The 19,708-nt window shown below is 62.0% G+C and carries 21 protein-coding genes; 9 read left to right on the forward strand and 12 right to left on the reverse strand.

What is annotated here, in order from left to right; genetic code table 11:
• Positions 1 to 39 precede the first annotated feature (39 nt).
• The 3 genes from HU811_RS14090 to vimR form a co-directional block, all read right to left on the reverse strand.
• Entirely contained in the window at positions 40 to 1,422 is a 1,383-nt protein-coding gene (locus HU811_RS14090; RefSeq protein WP_186656491.1) for an MFS transporter, read from the reverse strand.
• Between the two features lie 88 nt (positions 1,423 to 1,510).
• Positions 1,511 to 2,245, reverse strand: a complete 735-nt coding sequence (locus tag HU811_RS14095) for an ArsR/SmtB family transcription factor (RefSeq protein ID WP_047227419.1) — start codon at positions 2,243 to 2,245, stop codon at positions 1,511 to 1,513.
• A gap of 202 nt (positions 2,246 to 2,447) precedes the next feature.
• The gene (gene vimR / locus HU811_RS14100; protein ID WP_092395948.1) at positions 2,448 to 3,377 is read right to left on the reverse strand and encodes a transcription regulator VimR; all 930 of its coding nucleotides are present in this window, start codon (positions 3,375 to 3,377) and stop codon (positions 2,448 to 2,450) included.
• A gap of 113 nt (positions 3,378 to 3,490) precedes the next feature.
• Here vimR and HU811_RS14105 point away from each other — a divergent pair, with 113 nt between their 5' ends.
• Both HU811_RS14105 and HU811_RS14110 read left to right on the forward strand, forming a co-directional pair.
• Entirely contained in the window at positions 3,491 to 4,504 is a 1,014-nt protein-coding gene (locus HU811_RS14105) for a zinc-binding alcohol dehydrogenase family protein (RefSeq protein ID WP_186656493.1), read from the forward strand.
• A 223-nt stretch (positions 4,505 to 4,727) separates the two neighbouring features.
• Entirely contained in the window at positions 4,728 to 4,898 is a 171-nt protein-coding gene (locus tag HU811_RS14110; protein ID WP_171061426.1) for a hypothetical protein, read from the forward strand.
• Between the two features lies 1 nt (position 4,899).
• On the opposite strand, the gene HU811_RS14115 is transcribed toward HU811_RS14110, so the two are convergent.
• Both HU811_RS14115 and HU811_RS14120 read right to left on the reverse strand, forming a co-directional pair.
• Positions 4,900 to 6,102 carry a multidrug effflux MFS transporter gene (locus HU811_RS14115; protein ID WP_186656495.1) on the reverse strand — a complete coding sequence of 401 codons (1,203 nt, stop codon included), beginning with the start codon at positions 6,100 to 6,102 and terminating at the stop codon, positions 4,900 to 4,902.
• A 96-nt stretch (positions 6,103 to 6,198) separates the two neighbouring features.
• Entirely contained in the window at positions 6,199 to 6,396 is a 198-nt protein-coding gene (locus HU811_RS14120) for a heavy-metal-associated domain-containing protein (protein WP_186656497.1), read from the reverse strand.
• A 148-nt stretch (positions 6,397 to 6,544) separates the two neighbouring features.
• Here HU811_RS14120 and HU811_RS14125 point away from each other — a divergent pair, with 148 nt between their 5' ends.
• From HU811_RS14125 to cueR, 3 genes are all read left to right on the forward strand, one after another.
• Positions 6,545 to 6,928 carry a hypothetical protein gene (locus tag HU811_RS14125; protein ID WP_186656499.1) on the forward strand — a complete coding sequence of 128 codons (384 nt, stop codon included), beginning with the start codon at positions 6,545 to 6,547 and terminating at the stop codon, positions 6,926 to 6,928.
• Positions 6,929 to 7,031: 103 nt separating this feature from the next.
• Positions 7,032 to 9,425 (forward strand): heavy metal translocating P-type ATPase, encoded by a 2,394-nt coding sequence (locus HU811_RS14130; RefSeq protein WP_186656500.1) that lies wholly within the window; start codon positions 7,032 to 7,034, stop codon positions 9,423 to 9,425.
• Positions 9,422 to 9,835 carry a Cu(I)-responsive transcriptional regulator gene (cueR, locus tag HU811_RS14135; RefSeq protein WP_186656503.1) on the forward strand — a complete coding sequence of 138 codons (414 nt, stop codon included), beginning with the start codon at positions 9,422 to 9,424 and terminating at the stop codon, positions 9,833 to 9,835. The genes HU811_RS14130 and cueR overlap by 4 nt, the downstream gene beginning before the upstream one ends.
• Before the next feature lie 169 nt (positions 9,836 to 10,004).
• Here cueR and HU811_RS14140 read toward each other — a convergent pair whose 3' ends face one another.
• Both HU811_RS14140 and HU811_RS14145 read right to left on the reverse strand, forming a co-directional pair.
• Positions 10,005 to 10,898, reverse strand: coding sequence for a PA4780 family RIO1-like protein kinase (locus tag HU811_RS14140; protein ID WP_047227411.1), 894 nt, complete (start codon positions 10,896 to 10,898; stop codon positions 10,005 to 10,007).
• A gap of 226 nt (positions 10,899 to 11,124) precedes the next feature.
• Positions 11,125 to 11,916 carry an AraC family transcriptional regulator gene (locus HU811_RS14145; RefSeq protein WP_186656506.1) on the reverse strand — a complete coding sequence of 264 codons (792 nt, stop codon included), beginning with the start codon at positions 11,914 to 11,916 and terminating at the stop codon, positions 11,125 to 11,127.
• 79 nt (positions 11,917 to 11,995) lie between these two features.
• Between HU811_RS14145 and HU811_RS14150 the strand changes: the two genes are divergently transcribed.
• On the forward strand, positions 11,996 to 13,024 hold the full coding sequence (locus HU811_RS14150; RefSeq protein WP_186656509.1) for a bile acid:sodium symporter family protein: 1,029 nt from the start codon (positions 11,996 to 11,998) through the stop codon (positions 13,022 to 13,024).
• On the opposite strand, the gene HU811_RS14155 is transcribed toward HU811_RS14150, so the two are convergent.
• Complete coding sequence (locus HU811_RS14155; protein WP_186656511.1) at positions 13,011 to 14,288, reverse strand: acetyl-CoA C-acetyltransferase; 1,278 nt, start codon at positions 14,286 to 14,288, stop codon at positions 13,011 to 13,013. The genes HU811_RS14150 and HU811_RS14155 overlap by 14 nt on opposite strands.
• A 145-nt stretch (positions 14,289 to 14,433) precedes the next feature.
• Here HU811_RS14155 and HU811_RS14160 point away from each other — a divergent pair, with 145 nt between their 5' ends.
• Together HU811_RS14160 and HU811_RS14165 are read left to right on the forward strand one after the other, a co-directional pair.
• Positions 14,434 to 15,786, forward strand: a complete 1,353-nt coding sequence (locus tag HU811_RS14160) for a 3-oxoacyl-ACP reductase (protein WP_186656514.1) — start codon at positions 14,434 to 14,436, stop codon at positions 15,784 to 15,786.
• Positions 15,787 to 15,788: 2 nt separating this feature from the next.
• Positions 15,789 to 16,643, forward strand: a complete 855-nt coding sequence (locus HU811_RS14165; RefSeq protein WP_186656517.1) for a MaoC family dehydratase — start codon at positions 15,789 to 15,791, stop codon at positions 16,641 to 16,643.
• Between the two features lie 159 nt (positions 16,644 to 16,802).
• On the opposite strand, the gene HU811_RS14170 is transcribed toward HU811_RS14165, so the two are convergent.
• From HU811_RS14170 to HU811_RS14185, 4 genes are read right to left on the reverse strand one after another with little or no spacing between them, the layout of a single operon-like run.
• Positions 16,803 to 17,360, reverse strand: a complete 558-nt coding sequence (locus HU811_RS14170; RefSeq protein ID WP_092395921.1) for a DUF4136 domain-containing protein — start codon at positions 17,358 to 17,360, stop codon at positions 16,803 to 16,805.
• Between the two features lie 20 nt (positions 17,361 to 17,380).
• On the reverse strand, positions 17,381 to 17,998 hold the full coding sequence (locus tag HU811_RS14175; protein ID WP_092395919.1) for a DUF4136 domain-containing protein: 618 nt from the start codon (positions 17,996 to 17,998) through the stop codon (positions 17,381 to 17,383).
• Positions 17,999 to 18,023: 25 nt separating this feature from the next.
• Positions 18,024 to 18,773 carry a methyltransferase gene (locus tag HU811_RS14180; RefSeq protein WP_092452170.1) on the reverse strand — a complete coding sequence of 250 codons (750 nt, stop codon included), beginning with the start codon at positions 18,771 to 18,773 and terminating at the stop codon, positions 18,024 to 18,026.
• Complete coding sequence (locus tag HU811_RS14185; RefSeq protein ID WP_186656520.1) at positions 18,770 to 19,075, reverse strand: MazG-like family protein; 306 nt, start codon at positions 19,073 to 19,075, stop codon at positions 18,770 to 18,772. Before HU811_RS14185 ends, HU811_RS14180 begins: the two co-directional genes overlap by 4 nt.
• Positions 19,076 to 19,239: 164 nt before the next feature.
• Here HU811_RS14185 and HU811_RS14190 point away from each other — a divergent pair, with 164 nt between their 5' ends.
• Positions 19,240 to 19,533: a hypothetical protein gene (locus HU811_RS14190; RefSeq protein ID WP_025211633.1), complete on the forward strand. Its 294-nt coding sequence runs from the start codon at positions 19,240 to 19,242 to the stop codon at positions 19,531 to 19,533.
• Positions 19,534 to 19,708: the final 175 nt, after the last annotated feature.

Below are 19,708 nucleotides of genomic sequence, written 5' to 3' on the forward strand. Positions count from 1 at the left end.
CTTCGCGAGCAAGCCCGCTCCCACATCAGGCGATTGCGTTTAACCGGCCACCGTACCCTCGCTCAGCTCCTCCAACGTCTTGCCTCGCGTCTCCACGCCAAACAACCAGACCACCCCCGCCGCCACGGCGAAGCACAGCGCGCCCAGGGCGAACACACCGCCCTGTCCGGTAATGGGAAACACCAACCCGGTGACCAGGGGCCCGAGCAGCGAACCAATGCGGCCGACAGCCGAGGCAAAACCCGAACCCGTGGCCCGGGCCGAGGTGGGGTACAGCTCCGGCGTGTAGGTGTAGAGCACCGCCCACATGCCGAACAGGAAAAACTGCATCAGAAGCCCGGTGCCGATCAGCAGGCCCACGTTGCCGCCAAACACCGCGCTCTGACCATAAAGAAACGCCATCACCCCACCACCCAGCAACGTGACCACGCACACCGGTTTACGTCCCCAGCGCTCCACCAGCCACGCCGCCATGAGGAAACCGGGAATCCCGCCCAAGGAAATCAGCACGGTGTAGTACACCGACTGGGTCACCGCGAACCCCGACTGCTGCAACAACGCACTGAGCCAGGACGTCAGGCCATAAAAACCGAGCAAGGCGAAGAACCAGACACTCCAGATCATCATCGTGCGCTGGCGATACAGCGGTGACCAGATCTGCGCCAGGGCCGAAAAGAAATTGCCCGGCGTGCTCTCGCCCCTCGGCAGACGAATCGGCTCAGGCAGTTCTCCTCGCCCCAACGAGGCTCGGACCTTGTCTTCGATTCGCCTGAGCACGTCATCCGCCTCGTCCCCCCGGCCGGCCTGTTCCAGCCAGCGCGGCGACTCGGGAATGAAGAAGCGAATGACCAGGACGAACACCGCCGGCACCGCCAACACCAGGAAGATGTCGCGCCAGCCGATCACCGGCAATAGAAAATACGACAGCACGCCCGCCGCCACGAAACCCAACGGCCAGAAGCCGTCCATCAACGCGATATAACGGCCTCGGCGTGTGGCCGGGATCAGCTCCGAGAGCATCGACTGAGCGATCGGAAACTCCATGCCCATGCCGATACCCAGCAGGATGCGGAACAGCATCAGTGAATCGACGCTCTGGGCGGTCGAGCACAAATAACTGGCGACGCCCCACAACACGATGCTCCACTGGAACACCGGCTTGCGCCCGAACCGATCGGCCAGCATGCCCGACAGCGATGCTCCCAGTACCATGCCAAAGAAACTGGAGCTGGCGAGCAAACCTGCCTGGGCGGTGCTTAAGCCAAACTCGGCTTTGATCGAGCCCAGGAGGAACGTCATCATGGCCAGGTCCATGGAGTCGAAGAAAAACGCCAAGGCAATAATGATGAAAATAATTCGGTGGTAGCCGCTGATGGGCAGGCGCTCCAGACGTTCCGCCGCGCTGTAGCCGTGAGTATCCATGCTGTTTCCCCCAATCCAAAAAAATCCCAGGTTCGAGTGTGCGCGAACCTTGCTGGAGGCTATTGCTGAATACGACCTGTCGGCAGCCCTAGAACGCCATTTCCACGGTGTCCTGCGTAGCGAACCGATGGATTTCCTGCTGACCAAGCACCGTTACCTGCAAGGCCCTGGAGTCGTTGGGCAAGCTCAGCCAACCGGACTGCATGAACAGTTGCAGCAACGCCGCCCCCAAGGCGCCCCCCAGGTGCGGACGTCGCTCGCTCCAGTCCGGGCAGGCACAAGCGGTGCGGGCGTTGCGGTGGGCCAGCGCCTGGATGAACAGGCCGTGCCCGGCCAGCTCATTGGCACCTTTGTGAGTCACGATCACCCGCTGGTCGCCCTGCTCGATCCATCCGGCATCCAGCAGGCGCTGATACAGGTCTGCCGCCAGGGTGCCGCCCAGATGGTCCTCGCAAAGCCTGGCCCGCATCAACGAAGCGGGCGCCGACGGGGCCTTGCCCGGCATGACCCCGCGCTTGAAGACTTCCGGAAGCTGCCGCGGCGTACTGGCCAGGGTCGCGCTGGCCAGCGCTTCGACGGCAGCACCGATCTCGGGTGCCGCCAGGCGGAAAAACCGCTTGCGGCCACGGGCTTCGACTTTCAACAGGCCACCGGCGGACAGACGGCCCAGATGAGCGCTGGCCGAAGACGGCGACAGCCCGGCCAGCAACGCCAGCTCTTCAGCCTGCCGGGCCGTGCCGTCCATCAAGGCCCACATCATTGCGCTGCGTTTTGGGTCGGCCAGCAGCGTGGCGATCTGGCTGATGCAAGGTGCATGTTCCATGTATTCACTCCCTGTTGAATCATTCGTCTACTGCTCTGGCGCTAGTGACCGGCAAATGGGGCCGCCCAAAGCGGCTCGACCGCCGCAAATCGCGCGCCGCTTCAGGCGGCCGCTAGTATAAGCGTGCGGATCGAGGTTTCCTGTCCTCCGGAAACCTTTGGAGGCGATTGTTCGTGAGGGAAAATTCTCTATTTACATGCGACTAATGGTCGTCCCCCGTCGAGAGGGCAAATTGTGCCGTCAACCGGCCACAACGCAGCTTGAGCATTTCCCGCAGCAGATTGATGGGTTTGCTCAGTTGCGCTCGATGAGCACACAGCAGATTGAGCGGCGCGCGCTCGCATTGCAGATGCGGCAGAAGGATTTTCAAACGCCCGGCCAACACATCGGTTGAAACGTCCAGCCAGGACTTGTAAGCGATCCCCGCGCCTGCCACTGCCCAGCGACGCACCACATCGGCATCGTCGCTGAAGCGGTCGCCGCTGACAGTCAGGCTCATTTCCCGCTTGCCGTCATGAAAACGCCAACGGTCATGAACCCGCGTGCCGAGCATGTACAACAGGCAATTGTGCTGGGCCAGTTGCTCCAACTGAACAGGTTCGCCATGCCGAGCCAGGTAAGCGGGCGATGCACACAGCACCCGGCGGTTATCCGGTGCGATCGGCAGGGCCACCAGGCTCGAATCTTCCGGCTCGCCATAACGCAACGCGACGTCCACCGGCTGCTTGAACAGATCAGCGATGCGATCACCCAGCAGCAGTCGCACGGTCAGCCCCGGATGCTCCTCCTGGAACGCGTCCAGCCAGGGCAGCAGCAGGTTGCGTCCCAAGTCCGAGGGGGCGGACAACTGCAACACCCCGCTGACCTGGTCCTGGCCACTGGTCAATAACCTGCGTCCTTCGTCGAGGCTGCTCAGCGCCGCACGGGCATACTCAAGGAAGCCTTCACCCTCGGCCGTCAGGCGCAAACTGCGGGTAGAACGCGCCAACAGCCGGGCGCCCAGGTGTTGTTCTATGCGCTTCAATGCGGCGCTGGCCACCGCCGCCGACAGGTCCATGACCCTGGCGGCGGCAGAAAGGCTACCCAGGTCTGCGGCCCGGACGAACAACTGCAAGTCGTCGAATCGAAGCATGACGGCCTCATTATCAAAAAAACATTGAAAGAGCCTGTTCTTTTAGCCGGTTTTATCTCGGTGATAAATAGCTAACCATTGGCTTCATCGAACTCACTTCAGGGAGCCGCCCTATGAAAGCCATCGCCTACTACCATTCGTTACCGATCACCGACCCGCAATCGCTGCAAGACATTGAACTGCCGGAACCCACCGCCGGCCCTCGGGACTTGCTGGTGGAAGTCAAAGCCATTTCGGTCAACCCGGTCGACACGAAAATTCGCCAGAACGTCCAGCCTGAAGACGGCGCAGCCAAAGTGCTGGGTTGGGACGTGGCCGGCGTGGTCAAGGCGGTGGGCAATGAAGTCACGCTGTTCAAGGTGGGCGACAAAGTGTTCTACGCCGGCTCCATTGCCCGCGCCGGCGGCAACAGCGAATTGCATGTGGTGGATGAACGTATCGTCGGCCAGATGCCCAAGACGCTCGGTTTCGCCGAAGCCGCAGCCCTGCCGCTGACGGCCATTACCGCGTGGGAGTTGCTGTTCGAGCGTCTGCAAATCCAGGAAGGCCAGGACGATCAGGGCCAAAGCCTGTTGATCGTCGGCGCTGCGGGAGGTGTCGGCTCGATACTGACGCAACTGGCCAGCCAGCTCACCGCACTGAAAGTGATCGGCAGCGCTTCCCGGCCGCAGACCCAGGACTGGGTAAGAGGGCTGGGTGCCGATCTGGTCGTGGACCACAGCCATCCGCTGAGCGATGCATTAAAGCAGGCAGGCCAGCCTCAGGTGACCCATGTCGCCAGCCTGACCCACACCGACCTGCATCTGGATCAATTGGTGGAGGCTCTGGCGCCCCAGGGCAAACTGGCGCTGATCGATGATCCCAAGGTGCTGGATGTGACCAAGCTCAAGCGCAAGAGCCTGTCGTTGCATTGGGAGTTCATGTACACCCGCTCGCTGTTCGAAACGGCGGATATGATTGAACAGCATAACCTGCTCAACCGCGTCGCCGCGCTAATCGACGCTGGCACGTTGCAGACCACCGTGGGCGAGCACTTTGGCACCATCAACGCCGAGAACCTGCGTCGGGCCCATGCCCTGCTGGAAAGCGGAAAAGCCAAAGGCAAGATTGTGCTTGAAGGTTTCTAACCGCCGATAAGGGGGTGGTTTCTGTGGAGGCAAAGCTTGCTCGCGATGGAGGTAGTGCGGCTCCCCGTCAGGCCAAGTCGTCGCGTATCGCGAACAAGCTTTGCTCCCACAAAAAAAAACCTGCACCGTCAGTCTGAGAATTGACCGTTGTCACAATTGCGATCGCATTCAGGTCTACACTCGAGGCCTTTGCAGCGCAATCTTTTACGTGAGGAGGTCAGCAATGAAGATCCTGATAAAAGAAGTGGCAAAATCCCAGTGGCAAGTGCGCCTTGACCAACACGTTGTGACCTTCCGCACCGAGGCCGAGGCCCAGGCTTTCGCCACCACCCTGCAAGCGCGTATTCACGCACCTCACCGCTACCCCGAACAGCAGCAGCGAGCGGCCGGCTGAATCAGTCCTGGCCACTGGCTTGTGCCAGTGTCCGGGCCTGTTGCAAGCGGCGGGTCAGCATCGCTGCACCTACCACCAATAACCCGCAAAGGCTGATGACCATCGCCATCGGCACGGCAGTGCCATCGTGCAGCGCCGCCACCAATGCGGCGGCACCGGCAGCCACGGAAAACTGCAGGCATCCCAGCATCGCCGAGGCGCTACCGGCACGAGCACCCTGCCCACTCATGGCGCAAGCCGAGGCATTGGGCAGGATGCAACCCAGGCTGGAAATGCAGATGAACAGCGGAATCAATAACGGCCACAACCGCTCAGTGTGCAAGGAACTGACCGCCAACAAACACAACCCGGCGGCGAGATAGACCCACACCGCGCGCGACAGCAGGAATGCCGGCCCACGCTTGGACAACAATCGGGCGTTGACCTGCGCTACCAGGATAAAACCCGCCGCGTTGGTCCCGAACAACCAGCCGAAGTGTTCGGCCGGTACCCCGTAGAGCTTGATGAAGACGAAAGGCGAACCGGCAATGTAGGCAAACATTCCGGCGATAGCGATGCCTCCCGTCAAGGCGTGACCCAGGAAGACCGAGTCGGTCAACAGTCGACCATATTGGCGCAACGCCCCAGACAATGGTTGACGCGGCACATGGGCCGGCAGACTTTCCGGCAGCCACACTGCCACGGCCGTCGCCGCCAGTGCGCTGAACACCGTCAAAGCGATGAAGATCGATTGCCAGCCATGCAGGTTCACCAACAGCCCGCCAAGCATCGGCGCGAGGATCGGCGCCAGCCCCATCACCAGCATCAGTTGGGAGAACACCTTGGCCGAGCCCACCGCGTCGCATTTGTCGCTGACCACCGCCCGGGAAATCACCATGCCGGCGCATCCGCCCAGGGCCTGGACGAAACGGGCACCGATCAGCCACTCCAGACTCGGCGCGTAGGCACAGGCCAGAGACGCCAGGGTGAACAGACCGACGCCCGTCAGCAACGGAATCCGTCGTCCGAAGCGATCCGCCACCGGCCCATAGGCCAGTTGCCCGATGGACAATCCGAGGAAATAAGCCGCCAGGGTCAGTTGGATGTGATTTTCGTCGGTGCCGAAGTCAGCCGCCATGGCCGGGAAAGCCGGCAGATAGAAATCGATCGCCAAGGGACCGAATGCGCTCAAGGCGCCAAGAATCAAAATGGTACGGAAGTTCATCAGGCGTCCAGGTTCAGGCGTCAGTCAGCAGCCCGACAGTCTAGCCCTGCCGGGCGCTCTTGAACATTCCGATAGGTCGCTAACTATTAAAAAATCTCAGGCGAGACTGGCCTCGTACCCCTCCTCTTTAATGGCTTGGAGCACGGCATCGACCGGCAGAGAGCTCTGGACCTGAACAGTCCGGGCGCCCAGATCGACCTGCACATCCGCCCCCGGATCCTTGGCCTGCACAGCCTGGGTGATCGCCTTGACGCAATGACCGCAGGACATTCCCTGAACATTGAATGTTTGCATGAGATGACTCCTTGGGATTGAGGTTGCCAGCAGTTTCAAGCTTGCCATCATGGAAAGGTCAAGTTCTGACGAAAACTGCCGGGCTGGCAATCGGTGCCAAGCTCGGCCAAGCTGCACACATCAAGGATTTCACACCGGAGGTTCAGCCATGCGCTGGTCAGCGTTCAGCCTGTTTTGCATGCTCGGTTTGTCAGCGGTGAGCCCTCAGGCGTCGGCCGTCGGCGAAGACTACGGCGTGCTGATCATTTCCCGCGAGCGCCTGGAAGTGCCGACTTCCTGCGAAATCGGCATCTATATTGGCGATCAGCTCTCGGGGCGTTTGTTCCAGGAACAGAGCACCTCCTTCAACCTGCCACCCGGAAGATTCTCTTTGCGCTTGAAACTGCTGCCGGGCCAGACGCAGGGCTGTAGCCCAGGCATGCTCGCGCCGGGGTCGCAGGATGTCACGCTCAAGGCGGGCGACATACTGAAGTTCCGCATTGCCATGACCCAGGAAGGGATGTATCTCAAGCCGGCTGGGCTGGGTTACTGACTCCTTAGATAAAAAGTGGGAGTACAAGCTTTTGGATTAGCGCTTGACCTTCCCGGCGTGGCAAGGTTGATCCTGTAGTCATTCACTACAGGGAGCCTGTCCGATGCCTGAATCCAACCTTTTCGATCTGCCGATTGCCGGGATGACCTGTGCCAGTTGCGCCGGGCGGGTCGAGCGCGCCTTGAGCAACGTCACAGGGGCCAGCGCCGTCAGCGTGAACCTGGCGACCGAACAGGCGCGGATCCAGGCGCCCGAGGGCAGCCTGCCCGCCTTGATGCAGGCCGTCGAACAGGCCGGCTACAGCGTCCCAGTCCAGACGCTGGAACTGTCCATCGAGGGAATGACCTGTGCCTCATGCGTCGGCCGGGTCGAGCGCGCCCTGAGCAAAGTCGCCGGAGTGAACCGTGTCAGCGTCAACCTCGCCAACGAACGCGCCCACCTCGACTTGCTCGGCCGGGTCGACCCGCAAACCCTGATCGATGCGGTCAAGGGCGCCGGTTATGACGCCAGCGTCTGGCAGGCCGAGCAACCCCATGACGCACAAAGCAATCACCTGAATCGCGAGCGCCTGGCCCTGATACTGGCGATTTTGCTGTCCGTACCGTTAGTGCTGCCAATGCTTTTGCAACCGTTCGGTGTGCATTGGATGCTGCCGGCCTGGGTTCAATTCGCGTTGGCGACGCCGGTGCAGTTCATTTTCGGGGCGCGGTTCTATATCGCGGCCTACAAGGCCGTGCGTGCCGGGGCCGGGAACATGGATCTGCTGGTGGCCCTGGGCACCAGCGCGGGTTATGGCTTGAGCATTTATGAATGGGCCATCGCCCGCCCCGGCAGCATGCCGCACCTATATTTCGAAGCCTCGGCCGTAGTGATTGCTCTGGTGTTGCTGGGCAAATACCTGGAAAGCCGCGCCAAGCGCCAGACCGCCAGTGCCATCCGTGCCCTCGAAGCCTTGCGGCCGGAGCGGGCGATTCAGGTCATTGACGGTCAGGAACGGGAAGTCGCCATCAGCGCCCTGCGCTTGAATGATCAAGTGCTGGTCAAGCCCGGCGAGCGCTTCCCGGTGGACGGTGAAGTGCTGGAAGGTCAGAGTCACGCCGACGAGGCCTTGATCAGTGGCGAAAGCCTGCCGGTGCCTAAACAGCCCGGCGACAAGGTGACGGGGGGTGCCATCAACGGCGAAGGTCGCCTGCTGGTGCGCACTCTGGCCCTGGGCGCGGAAACCGTCCTGGCGCGCATCATCCGCCTGGTGGAGGACGCCCAGGCGGCCAAGGCCCCCATTCAAAAACTGGTGGATAAAGTCAGCCAGGTCTTCGTGCCGGTCGTGCTGGTATTGGCCTTGGCGACGTTGATCGGCTGGTGGTTGTACGGCGCACCACTGGAAACGGCGCTGATCAACGCCGTTGCCGTGCTGGTGATCGCCTGCCCGTGCGCCCTCGGACTGGCGACACCCACGGCAATCATGGCCGGCACCGGTGTCGCCGCCCGCCACGGAATCCTGATCAAGGATGCCGAGGCCCTGGAGCGCGCCCATGACGTCAACACCGTGGTGTTCGACAAGACCGGCACCTTGACTTCCGGCACACCGCGCATCGCCCATTTGAGCGCCCTGGACGGTGACGAAGACAGGCTGCTGCAAATGGCCGGCGCACTGCAACGCGGCAGCGAACATCCCCTTGCCAAGGCGGTGCTGGATGCGTGTGCGGAGCGCGGCCTGGAGGTCCCGGACATCAACGACAGCCAGTCGCTGACCGGACGCGGTATTGCCGGCAGCCTGGACGGGCAGCGCCTGGCCCTCGGTAACCGACGTTTGCTGGACGAACTGGGCCTGGCCCCCGGTTCGCTGAGCGAGTCGGCCCAGGCCTGGGAGACCGAGGGCCGAACCCTCTCCTGGCTGATCGAACAAAACGCAACGCCACGGGTGCTGGGCCTGTTCGCCTTCGGGGATACACTCAAGTCCGGCGCACTGGCGGCGGTACAAGCCCTGAATGAACGCCACATCGGCAGCCATCTGCTGACCGGCGACAATCGCGGCAGTGCCCGGGTGGTGGCCGAGGCATTGGGCATCACCAACGTTCATGCCGAAGTACTGCCGGCCGATAAGTCCGCCATCGTCCAGCAGTTGAAGAAAAATGCCGTGGTAGCCATGGTAGGCGACGGCATCAACGACGCCCCGGCCCTCGCGGCGGCGGACATTGGCATTGCCATGGGCGGCGGCACCGATGTGGCGATGCACGCCGCCGGTATTACCCTCATGCGCGGCGATCCTCGGCTGGTGCCGGCGGCGCTGGACATCAGCCGCAAGACCTACGCCAAGATCCGTCAGAACCTGTTTTGGGCATTCGTCTACAACTTGATCGGTATTCCCCTGGCGGCGTTCGGCTTCCTCAACCCGGTGCTGGCCGGCGCGGCCATGGCGTTGTCGAGCGTCAGCGTAGTGAGCAATGCGTTACTGTTGAAACTCTGGACACCCAAACACCTGGAGGACAAGCCATGAACATCGGCCAAGCCGCCCGCCAGAGCGGCCTGAGTGCGAAGATGATCCGGTACTACGAATCCATTGGCCTGCTCAAGGCGGCTCATCGCACCGACAGCGGCTACCGGATCTACGGCGCCGATGACCTGCACACCCTGGCCTTTATCAAGCGCTCCCGGGACCTTGGGTTTTCATTGGAGGAGGTCGGCAAATTGCTGGCCCTCTGGCAGGACCGCCAACGAGCCAGCGCCGACGTCAAGGCCCTGGCCCGGCAACACATCGACGAACTGAACCAGAAAATCCGCGAACTGGCCGAACTGCGCGACACCCTCCAGGACCTGGTGGAACACTGCCACGGCGACCACCGCCCGGACTGCCCGATTCTCAAGGAACTGGCGTCGGGGTGTTGCGAGAAGGCAGCGCATGCTTGAGCGAAGGTGAGAGCGAGCCTGCTCGCGATGACGGCGGCACGTCCAACATCCCTGCAAGCTGACCCACCGCTTTCGCGAGCAAGCCCGCTCCCACAAGGGACTGACGGTGGATATGGAGCTTTTGCCGGCCACAAAAAACCCGGCCTGGGCCGGGTTTCTGGTCAAGCGGTCACTGCATCCAGGGCGGAGGCGGTTCTTCGGTTTTGCCGGGCGGAGCGTCGTCAGCGGCGCGGACAGCCTGGCGGCGTTCCTCGTCCAGGCGGGCAGCCTCGATTTCACGCATGATCCCGCCGACATCCGCCAGTTCTTCCGGCTCGTCGAACTCGCCGGTCAGCACGCTGGCCGGGTGCAAGGTGCCGGCTTCATACAACGCCCACATTTCCTTGGCGTACCGGGTGCGCTTGAGCTCCGGGGCAAACCGGCCGAAGTAGGACGCCATGTTACCCACATCCCGCTCCAGCATGCTGAAGGCGTGATTGTTGCCAGCGGCGTCCACCGCCTGCGGAAGATCGATGATCACCGGGCCCGTCGGCGTCAGCAGCACGTTGAACTCCGACAGGTCACCGTGCACCAGACCGGTACACAGCATCAACACGATCTGGGAGATCAGGAACGCGTGATACTCACGGGCCTGATCCGGCTCCAGTACCACATCGTTCAGACGCGGTGCCGCATCGCCGTACTCGTCGGCCACCAGCTCCATCAGCAGCACACCTTCGAGGAAGTCGTACGGCTTGGGCACTCGCACGCCCGCGCCGGCCAACCGGAACAGCGCCGCCACTTCGGCATTCTGCCAGGCGTCTTCGGTTTCCTTGCGCCCGAACTTGGAGCCCTTGGCCATGGCACGGGCCTGGCGGCTGTTACGCACCTTGCGGCCTTCCTGGTACTCGGCCGCCTGACGAAAACTTCGCTTGTTCGCCTCCTTGTAGACTTTGGCGCAACGTAGCTCGTTGCCGCAGCGCACCACATAAACAGCTGCTTCTTTACCACTCATGAGTGGGCGCAGCACCTCGTCGACCAGACCGTCCTCGATCAGGGGTTCAATGCGTTTTGGAGTCTTCATCAGCTTTTATTGTGGGTCCTTTATTACCGAACACGCGAATGACAGTCGTTATACGGCAATCCTCCCTCCACGGGGAGGGGTTGCCGACTTATGAACCCTTCGATGCACACAATGTGCCGGATTAAATCGACCGAGCCGAATCATAGCCGAGACAGCGGATAGCGTTGGCAATTGAATGCAAAGGCATTTGCGACAAGAACTGACAGCCACGCCCAGTGCACCTGATTCAATGTTTAAACAACTCCCCCGGGGTCAATCCAAACATCCCCTTGAACGCCACTATGAAAGCGGACGTGGAATCGTAGCCACAGGACAACGCCGCGCCGGTCACGCTATCGCCTTTTTCCAACGACCCCAGGGACGACAACAACCGAGTGCGCTGGCGCCAGGCGCGAAAGCTCAGGCCGGTTTCGCGCTGGAACAGACGCATCAGGGTTTTTTCCGAGGTGCCCAGGCGCTCGGCCCACACTTGCAAAGTCACGTTCTGGTCGGGCTGTTCGATCAATTCATTGCACAACGCCAGCAGACGCACATGGCGGGGCAGCGGCAGGGAAAAACCCACCTCCGGCAGTGTTGCCAACTGGTCCAGCAACACTTGCACCAGCCGTGCTTCCTCGCTGTCGCCCTGGGCGTAATCGGCCGGCAACTGACAAAAAGCCTTGATCAGTTCCCGAGCCAGCGGCGTGACCTCCAGCACCCGGCAGCGCTCATCGGCCCACGGGCAGGCGTCGCGATGGACATAAAGGCTGCGCATTTCCGCCCGGGTGGAGGTCACCACATGATGCTCCAGGTCGGCAGGAATCCAGATGGCCCATTGTGGCGGGGCGAAAAAACTGCCTTCGGCGGTGTGCACACCCAGCACGCCACTGATGGCGTAGGAAAACTGCACCCAATCATGACGATGGGCCTGGGTCCACGAACCGGCGCTCAAGCTTTCGACACGGGCATAAAGCGGCCTGGGCAATTCTGTCAGGTCGGGAATGCGTCTTTCGAGTTGTTGGTGTCCGTTAGTCGGCATGGATTGGCCTTATGTCGCAAGACGGCTGCAAGTGCCGACGTTAGGCTAAGTCGACCTTTCTTACAACTTGCGGTGCCGTATGCACATTTTCAGACACCTCAAACGCTTGGTAACCGACTGGTTCCTGTGCGGCATGCTGCTTGCCACGTTGCTGGCGTATCTGTTTCCCAGCTTTGGCGCCACGGGTGGCGCCATGCATGCCGAGTGGGTGGTCAATATCGGCATCTTTGTCGTGTTCTTCCTGCACGGGATAAACCTGTCCGGCGAGCAGATCCGCCACGGTCTGAAAAACATCCGGCTGCACTTGATGGTGCAGGTTTTTACCTTCGGCGTGTTTCCGTTGATCTGGCTGATCAGCGACTGGCTTCTGGGCCGCCATGTGCCGTCACTGCTGATGCTGGGGTTCTTTTACCTGTGCGTCCTGCCTTCGACCATTTCGTCCTCGGTGGCCCTGACCGGCAGCGCCGGCGGAAACGTACCGGCGGCGATTCTCAACGCGAGCCTGTCCAGCGTGCTGGGGATTTTCCTGACGCCACTGCTGGTCAGTTTCGTGGTCGGCAGCGGCGCCGGGGGCATCGACCTAGGTGCGACTTTGCTCGACCTTTGCCTGATGTTGCTGCTGCCGCTGGTGCTCGGACAGTTACTGCGGCGCTGGCTGGGCGGTTTTTTCGCACGGTACAAACGCTACACCAGCATCATCGACAAACTGGTGATCCTGTTGCTGGTCTACGCGGCGTTCTGCAATTCGATGGTGTCCGGGATCTGGCAACAACAAGGCAACGCCGTGCTGCTCAGTGCATTGCTTGGCAGTGCCGTGTTGCTGGCAATCATTTTGTGGATGACCACCCGCACCGCCCGGGCCCTGCGGTTCAGCAACGCCGATGAGATTGCTGCGGTGTTCTGCGCCAGCAAGAAATCCCTGGCGGCCGGGGTGCCGATGGCCGCATTGATTTTCGGCAACAACCCCGGCCTGGGGCTGATCCTGTTGCCGATCATGATTTATCACCCGTTGCAACTGATCGTCTGTTCGATCCTGGCCGAACGTTACGCCAACCGCCAGCGGGAACTGATCCATCAACAACGCGAGGCGACCCTCAACGCTCGATGATTGCCGTTACACCCTGGCCACCGGCCGCGCAGATGGAAATCAGACCGCGGCCCCGCCCCGCCGCGTCCAGCAACTTGGCGAGGTTGGCGACGATTCGTCCACCCGTGGCGGCAAATGGGTGCCCGGCGGCCAGGGAGCTGCCCTTCACGTTCAGCCGACTGCGGTCTATGCTGCCCAACGGAGCGTCGAGGCCCAGGCGCGTCTTGCAATAATCCGGGTCTTCCCAGGCTTTGAGCGTGCATAACACTTGAGCGGCAAATGCTTCGTGGATCTCATAGTAATCAAAGTCCTGCAACGTCAGGCCGTTGCGCGCCAGTAACCGAGGCACGGCGTAGACCGGCGCCATCAGCAACCCTTCTGCTCCGTTGACGAAATCCACCGCTGCCGTTTCGCCGTCGCGCACATATGCCAGGATCGGCAACCCCCGGGACTTGGCCCACGCTTCGCTGCCCAACAACACCAGTGAGGCACCGTCGGTCAATGGCGTGGAATTGCCCGCCGTCATCGTGCCCTTGGCGCTTTTTTCGAAGGCCGGCTTGAGGGCGGTGAGTTTTTCCAGGGTCAGGTCCGGGCGCAGGTTGTTGTCCCGTGTCAGGCCGAGAAAGGGCGTCATCAAGTCGTTCTGCCAGCCTTCGGCGTAGGACGCGGCCATTTTCTGATGACTTTCCAGGGCCAGTTGGTCCTGCTGCTCCCTGGGAATCTGCCAGGTCTGAGCCATCAGTTCGCAGTGCTGCCCCATGGACAGGCCGGTTCGTGGCTCGCCATTGCGCGGCAGTTCGGGAACGAGGTGCTGGGGACGCAGTTGCAGGAAGGTCTTGATTTTCTCAGCGGTGGTTTTGGCGCGATTGGCTTGCAGCAGGATCCGGCGCAGTCCTTCGTTGACGCCAATCGGCGCATCCGAGGTGGTGTCTACGCCGCCGGCAATGGCACTGTCGATCTGCCCGAGGGCAATCTTGTTGGCCGTCAACAGCACAGTTTCCAACCCCGTGCCGCAAGCCTGTTGCAGGTCGTAGGCCGGGGTGGTGGGTGACAGCCGCGAGCCGAGTACGCATTCGCGGGTCAGATTCAGATCCCGGGAAAGCTTGAGCACCGCACCGGCGGCCACCTCACCGATGTGCAGGCCATGCAGGTTGTAGCGCTCGATCAGCCCCTCGAGCGCGGCGGTCAGCATCGCCTGGTTGCTGGCGGTGGCATAGGCCCCGTTGGAGCGGGCGAAGGGGATGCGGTTACCACCAATGATCGCGACGCGGCGTAGCTGTGTCATGAAGAACTCCCTGTGTATGTCCGGATGCGCCAATGGGCCTGCGGGAACCCGGCTCCCGCACAAGCTTAGGCTTTATCTGGCCGATCGAACGACTGATTGCCAATCATGGTCCACACTTTGAACCTCATCAGCCGGAGTGTGTTCCATGTCAGACCGTTATATCGACTTCGCCAATTCGCCCCTGGGCTTGCGTCTGGTCGGTGCGCTGGGCCTGCCATCGCCGGCCCGCCTGGAGCGCTGGCAGGCCGGGCGGCTGCGGCCGATCGAAGGTGCGTTGCTGTTGGGCGGCGGACCGTTGACCGAACAGATCGGCGCATTTGCCAAGCGCCTGACCGACGCGATCTTCATCTACGGGGGCGAACCGACACTGGCCACCGAATGGATCCCCGGTCACGGTCCGAAAATCAAGGCGGTGGTGTACGACGCCAGCCATCTGGCGCAAGCCGATCAGCTCAAGCAACTGCGCGAGTTTTTCCAACCCCTGCTGAAGAACCTCGACCACAACGCCCATGTCGTCATCCTCGGCCGCGCCCCGGAGAGTCTCGCCGATCCGTTTGCTGCCAGCACGCAGCGGGCCTTGGAGGGCTTCAGCCGTTCCCTGGCCAAAGAGTTGCGTCATGGCGGGACGCTGCAATTGCTGTATGTGGGTGACGGCGCCGAGGCCCAACTGGAAGGTGCGCTGCGGTTTTTCCTGTCGCCCAAGAGCGCCTACGTTTCCGGGCAGGTCATTCGTCTCAACGCTTGCAACACTCAGGTCCAGGATTGGACCCGCCCGCTCACAGGCCTCAAGGCTCTGGTCACCGGCGCGGCCCGCGGGATCGGCGCCGCCATTGCCGAAACCCTGTCCCGCGATGGCGCCGACGTGATCCTGCTGGACGTTCCGCAGGCCAAGGCCGATCTCGAAGCCCTGGCTGCGCGCCTTAGCGGGCGCAGCGTGACGCTGGACATCTGTGCTGAAGATGCCGCTACGCAGTTGACTGAACACCTGCCCGACGGCGTCGACATCGTGGTGCACAACGCGGGCATCACCCGGGACAAGACGCTCGCCAACATGACCCCGGAATTCTGGGACGCGGTGCTGGCGGTCAACCTCAACGCCCCGCAGGTGCTGACCAAGGCCCTGCTCGACAGTGGCACTCTGCGGGACCATGGCCGAGTGATTCTGCTGGCGTCCATCAGCGGCATCGCCGGCAATCGCGGCCAAACCAACTACGCAGCGAGCAAGGCCGGGCTGATCGGTCTGGCCCAGGCTTGGGCGCCGGTCCTGCAACCTCGGGGGATCAGCATCAATGCCGTGGCGCCGGGTTTCATTGAAACCCGCATGACCGCCGAGATCCCTTTCACCCTGCGCGAAGCGGGGCGGCGCATGAGTTCCCTGGGCCAGGGCGGCCTGCCCCAGGACGTCGCCGAAGCCGTGGCCTGGCTCGCCCAGCCTGGTACGGGCGCCGTTACCGGCCAGACGCTGCGGGTGTGCGGGCAAAGTCTTCTGGGAGCATGACCATGACGATCCAATGGCATGAAGTAAACGCCGCACCCGGTATGTCCGAGCTGTACGTGAAAGCCGCGACACGGCGTAAGGTCACTGGAAAAACCTTGCCTCAGGACGGATTGCGCCAAGTGATACAGGTCGATCCGCAACGCCTGGCGGCTTATCGCAAGGTCTGCGGTTTTGCCGAAAATGGACTGCTGCCGCCGACCTACCCCCACGTACTGGCGTTTGCCCTGCAGATGCAGTTGCTCACCGCCCGGGACTTTCCGTTCCCGTTGCTGGGGCTGATCCACTTGAGCAATCGCATCCGCGTACTGCGGCCCATGGGCGGGGTCAGCCAAGTACAGGCCCGCGTCAACGTGCAAAATCTGCAAGCTCACCCCAAGGGCGCGGTGTTCGACCTGGTGACTCGCATTGATGATCAATTGGGGCCGTTGTGGGAGGCCGAGAGCCAGATGCTCTGCAAGGGCGTCCAGCTTGACGGCGCGTTGGTGGAAGAGCCGCTGCAAGAGTTCCAGGCACTGACTGAAGTGGCGCACTGGACCGCGCCGGCTGACATTGGCCGGCAATACGCCAAGGTGTCCGGTGATTACAACCCGATCCACCTGAGCGGCCTCAGCGCCCGGCTGTTCGGCTTCCCCACCGCCATCGCCCACGGCCTGTGGAACAAGGCCAGGACCCTGGCGGCGCTGGACGAACACTTGCCCGATGCCAACGTCGAGATTGATGTCACCTTCAAGAAACCGGTGCGCCTGCCCAGCGAAGTGACACTGCTGGCGAGTGCGGCGGGGTCCAGCGGGGACTTGCGATTGATCGGTTCGGCGGAGTTGGAGCATATGGTGGGAAGCTGGCGGCCGGCGAGCTGAGGATCGGCATCTTTGTTGAATGTGATGTCGCCATCGCGAGCAGGCTCGCTCGCACCTTGGTTCTCGGGTGTTCATGGGCCCTGCGTCCGGCAAAAATCCCCGTGGGAGCGAGCCTGCTCGCGATAGCGGTGGGTCAGCTTGCATCGATGCTGAATCCACCTACCGCGGCGGATAGTTCGCCAGGATCCGCGCAACCGTCTCACGCACTGCGGTGCTGCGATCCGTAGGATTGGGCGAGTTGCTGAGCATTCGTTCATCACTGCCCCGCCACACCAGCTTGCCGTCCTTGCCATCGAGCAGATCGATCTGCACCGTGGCGACCTTGTAGCTGACGTTGCGGGTTTCGTTGTACATCGGCCCGCCCCAATAGCCATTCCACGGGCTGCCCCAACCTCCGCCGTAGTTGGTCGTGATCTGTTGCTGGCGATCCTCGACGATCAGGTAAGCCTGGACCATCACATCCCCACGCCCGCCCGCCTGGGCCGGGCGCAGACCGCGCTGGTCGAGTTGATCGGCAACCGCCTGACGGATCCGCTGTTCGGTCAGGTCGCTCTTGATGCGCGGATCATCGGGGCGATATTGCAGCGCCGGCTCTTTCCAGCTCCAACTGCGATACGCGGAGAAATCCCGGCTGGTGTCAAAGTCGTGGTTGACCGGGTTACCCGCACAGGCACTGAGCAACAGGGTAAAAGCCAGTAGAGCGAGACGGCGACACATGGTTTTTCTCCGTTGCGTAATCAACTTGGAGGATAAGCCGACAGGGCTTTTTCCACCGCTTCGCGAATGGCATCGGTGCGCGCGCTCTGACTGCCGCGCTGGCTGGTCTCGGCGCTGGAGCTCCACACCGGCTGACCATTACGGGCATCGAACAGGTCCACTCGTACCACCACGACCTGCTCCCGATAAGTGCGCACCACCGGCACCGAGTGATACATGCCATAGCCGGGGCCGTAACGGTCATAACGGTTGTAGCCGCCGTAGTAACCGGAATCATAGTCGTCCCGAACCTGACGCACGCGCGTTTCCAGGCGCAGGTCGGCACTGACGAACAGGTCGGCCGGGCGGTTGTCATGCAATGGACGCAGGCCGCGTTGATCCAGGGCGTTGCTCACCGCTTCAGCCACCTGGGCCGAGTCCGCCCAAGCGGTGCCCGGTGGCAGTCGCCCGTTGAGCCAGGCCCAACTGCGATAGCGTCCGTAGTCACGGGGTGGCGCGGGGTAAGCGCTGCGGTCAAACACCGTGGCGGCCTGCGGCGGCGCCGGAGGCAGCGGGTTAGACGTGGCGACATACGGGTTGCTGCCTTGGCAGGCAGCCAGTCCCAGGCACAACACCAACAACCCTGAACGACCTTTCATTTCGCGCTCCGATTGCTCTTTCAGATCAGAGGGGACGGCAGACCCAGTGCAGGTAACGCCCCAACCCGGCAAACGCCGGATGGCGGCGGTGAGCCAGCTCCATCTCCAGCAACTGCACCAGCTCCACGCGGCCCTGGAACTCCACCGGCATGTAGTCATGGAAAACCCGCACGCCACTTTGAGTTTCGACCTGCCACAAGCCTTCAAGTTGCGCCGCCAGTTCCCGCGGATCAAGGGGTTGTTGCGGGGTCAGGCTCTGTTTTTCACCGGCCATGTCATTTTTGCGCAACTTGCGAAAATGTCCCTTGAGCAGGTTGCGATAAACCAGCGCGTCGCGGTTGTAGAACGCCAGGGACAACCAGCCGCCCGGGGCCGTGAGTTGATGCAGCACCGGCAGGATCGCATGGGGTTCGGCCAGCCATTCCAGCACCGCGTGGCACAGCACCAGGTCGTAAGGCTCAGTGAGCTGGTCGGGCAGCGCCTGCCACGGCGCCTGGATGAACGTGGCGCTCTGACCAGCATCGGCGAACCGCTGACGGGCACCTTCGAGCATGGGCTCGGCTGGCTCGGCCAGGGTCACCTGATGGCCGCGTTCGGCCAGCCACAACGACATGTGGCCCAAGCCGGCGCCTATGTCCAACACACGCAACGGACGCTCAGGCAAGGCTTCAAGCAGATCGGCCTGCAGCACCGCCAGACGGATCGCACCTTTGGCCCCACCGTAGATTTTTTCGGCAAAACGCGTGGCGAGCTGATCGAAATGACGGTCGCTCATTGGCCGAACCGCCGCTCGCTGTCAGCCAGTTTGCTGCGCACCACGGCCTCCATATCCAACCCCAGTTCGCTGCACAGCAGCAACAGGTACAACACGATGTCACCGACTTCCTGCCCGGCGTGGGCCAGTTTGTCCGCCGGCAACTGGCGCGACTGGTCCTCGCTCAACCACTGGAAAATCTCCACCAGTTCGGCCATTTCCACACTGGCAGCCATGGCGAGGTTTTTCGGGCTGTGAAATTGCCGCCAATCGTTACGGTCACGAATGGCATGCAGGCGTTCGGTCAGTTCAACAAGGTTCATCGGGGTCTCCTGAATGCGCATAGCTTCGGGGGGATGACGAGGGAAGGCAAGCGTCTCGGTACGAAGCGGCGTTTTGCCCCATAATCGAACGATCTTGGCCTTGCGCCGCTCTTACAACCAGAAGCCCAAGGCTCGATTCCGATCTCTCTCATCAGGACGTACACATGCAGGTAGAAAGCTTTTTCGAATGGCTCGGCCAGGCGCTCGGTTCGGTGATCCGGTTTATCGTCGACCTGCTCAGCGGCCTGTTCAACACCCTGGCCAATGCCGGCGGCAACTTTGTCGATGGACTGTCGCGCACACTGGGCATGGATGCCTCGATCATCAGCATCCTTGCGCTGATACTCGGGCTGATGCTGCTGTACTCGGCGATTCGCGCCTTTATGCGGGCGTCGATCGTCATGGGGATTATCTGGTTGGTGCTGGGGTTGTGGCTGTTGAGCTGGATCATTCACTAGCACTAAGATCGTTCCCATCATAGAGCCCGCGCCAGACGCGGCACTCTGTGGCGAGGGAGTTTGCTCCCGCTGGACTGCGCAGCAGTCCCAAATTGGCCTGACGCGGTTTCCAGACAGACAGCGTCAGCCGGTTTTACGACGGCTTCGCCGCCGAGCGGGAGCAAGCTCCCTCGCC

Origin of the sequence: Pseudomonas tehranensis, assembly GCF_014268615.1 — a bacterium.
Taxonomy (GTDB): Bacteria; Pseudomonadota; Gammaproteobacteria; order Pseudomonadales; family Pseudomonadaceae; genus Aquipseudomonas; species Aquipseudomonas tehranensis.

What these genes read in the sequence shown, in the direction of transcription:
- HU811_RS14090 (WP_186656491.1), bottom strand. Translation starts at nt 1,422, where the DNA reads ATGGATACTCACGGCTACAGCGCGGCGGAACGTCTGGAGCGCCTGCCC.
- HU811_RS14095 (WP_047227419.1), bottom strand. Translation starts at nt 2,245, where the DNA reads ATGGAACATGCACCTTGCATCAGCCAGATCGCCACGCTGCTGGCCGAC.
- vimR (WP_092395948.1), bottom strand. Translation starts at nt 3,377, where the DNA reads ATGCTTCGATTCGACGACTTGCAGTTGTTCGTCCGGGCCGCAGACCTG.
- HU811_RS14105 (WP_186656493.1), top strand. Translation starts at nt 3,491, where the DNA reads ATGAAAGCCATCGCCTACTACCATTCGTTACCGATCACCGACCCGCAA.
- HU811_RS14110 (WP_171061426.1), top strand. Translation starts at nt 4,728, where the DNA reads ATGAAGATCCTGATAAAAGAAGTGGCAAAATCCCAGTGGCAAGTGCGC.
- HU811_RS14115 (WP_186656495.1), bottom strand. Translation starts at nt 6,102, where the DNA reads ATGAACTTCCGTACCATTTTGATTCTTGGCGCCTTGAGCGCATTCGGT.
- HU811_RS14120 (WP_186656497.1), bottom strand. Translation starts at nt 6,396, where the DNA reads ATGCAAACATTCAATGTTCAGGGAATGTCCTGCGGTCATTGCGTCAAG.
- HU811_RS14125 (WP_186656499.1), top strand. Translation starts at nt 6,545, where the DNA reads ATGCGCTGGTCAGCGTTCAGCCTGTTTTGCATGCTCGGTTTGTCAGCG.
- HU811_RS14130 (WP_186656500.1), top strand. Translation starts at nt 7,032, where the DNA reads ATGCCTGAATCCAACCTTTTCGATCTGCCGATTGCCGGGATGACCTGT.
- cueR (WP_186656503.1), top strand. Translation starts at nt 9,422, where the DNA reads ATGAACATCGGCCAAGCCGCCCGCCAGAGCGGCCTGAGTGCGAAGATG.
- HU811_RS14140 (WP_047227411.1), bottom strand. Translation starts at nt 10,898, where the DNA reads ATGAAGACTCCAAAACGCATTGAACCCCTGATCGAGGACGGTCTGGTC.
- HU811_RS14145 (WP_186656506.1), bottom strand. Translation starts at nt 11,916, where the DNA reads ATGCCGACTAACGGACACCAACAACTCGAAAGACGCATTCCCGACCTG.
- HU811_RS14150 (WP_186656509.1), top strand. Translation starts at nt 11,996, where the DNA reads ATGCACATTTTCAGACACCTCAAACGCTTGGTAACCGACTGGTTCCTG.
- HU811_RS14155 (WP_186656511.1), bottom strand. Translation starts at nt 14,288, where the DNA reads ATGACACAGCTACGCCGCGTCGCGATCATTGGTGGTAACCGCATCCCC.
- HU811_RS14160 (WP_186656514.1), top strand. Translation starts at nt 14,434, where the DNA reads ATGTCAGACCGTTATATCGACTTCGCCAATTCGCCCCTGGGCTTGCGT.
- HU811_RS14165 (WP_186656517.1), top strand. Translation starts at nt 15,789, where the DNA reads ATGACGATCCAATGGCATGAAGTAAACGCCGCACCCGGTATGTCCGAG.
- HU811_RS14170 (WP_092395921.1), bottom strand. Translation starts at nt 17,360, where the DNA reads ATGTGTCGCCGTCTCGCTCTACTGGCTTTTACCCTGTTGCTCAGTGCC.
- HU811_RS14175 (WP_092395919.1), bottom strand. Translation starts at nt 17,998, where the DNA reads ATGAAAGGTCGTTCAGGGTTGTTGGTGTTGTGCCTGGGACTGGCTGCC.
- HU811_RS14180 (WP_092452170.1), bottom strand. Translation starts at nt 18,773, where the DNA reads ATGAGCGACCGTCATTTCGATCAGCTCGCCACGCGTTTTGCCGAAAAA.
- HU811_RS14185 (WP_186656520.1), bottom strand. Translation starts at nt 19,075, where the DNA reads ATGAACCTTGTTGAACTGACCGAACGCCTGCATGCCATTCGTGACCGT.
- HU811_RS14190 (WP_025211633.1), top strand. Translation starts at nt 19,240, where the DNA reads ATGCAGGTAGAAAGCTTTTTCGAATGGCTCGGCCAGGCGCTCGGTTCG.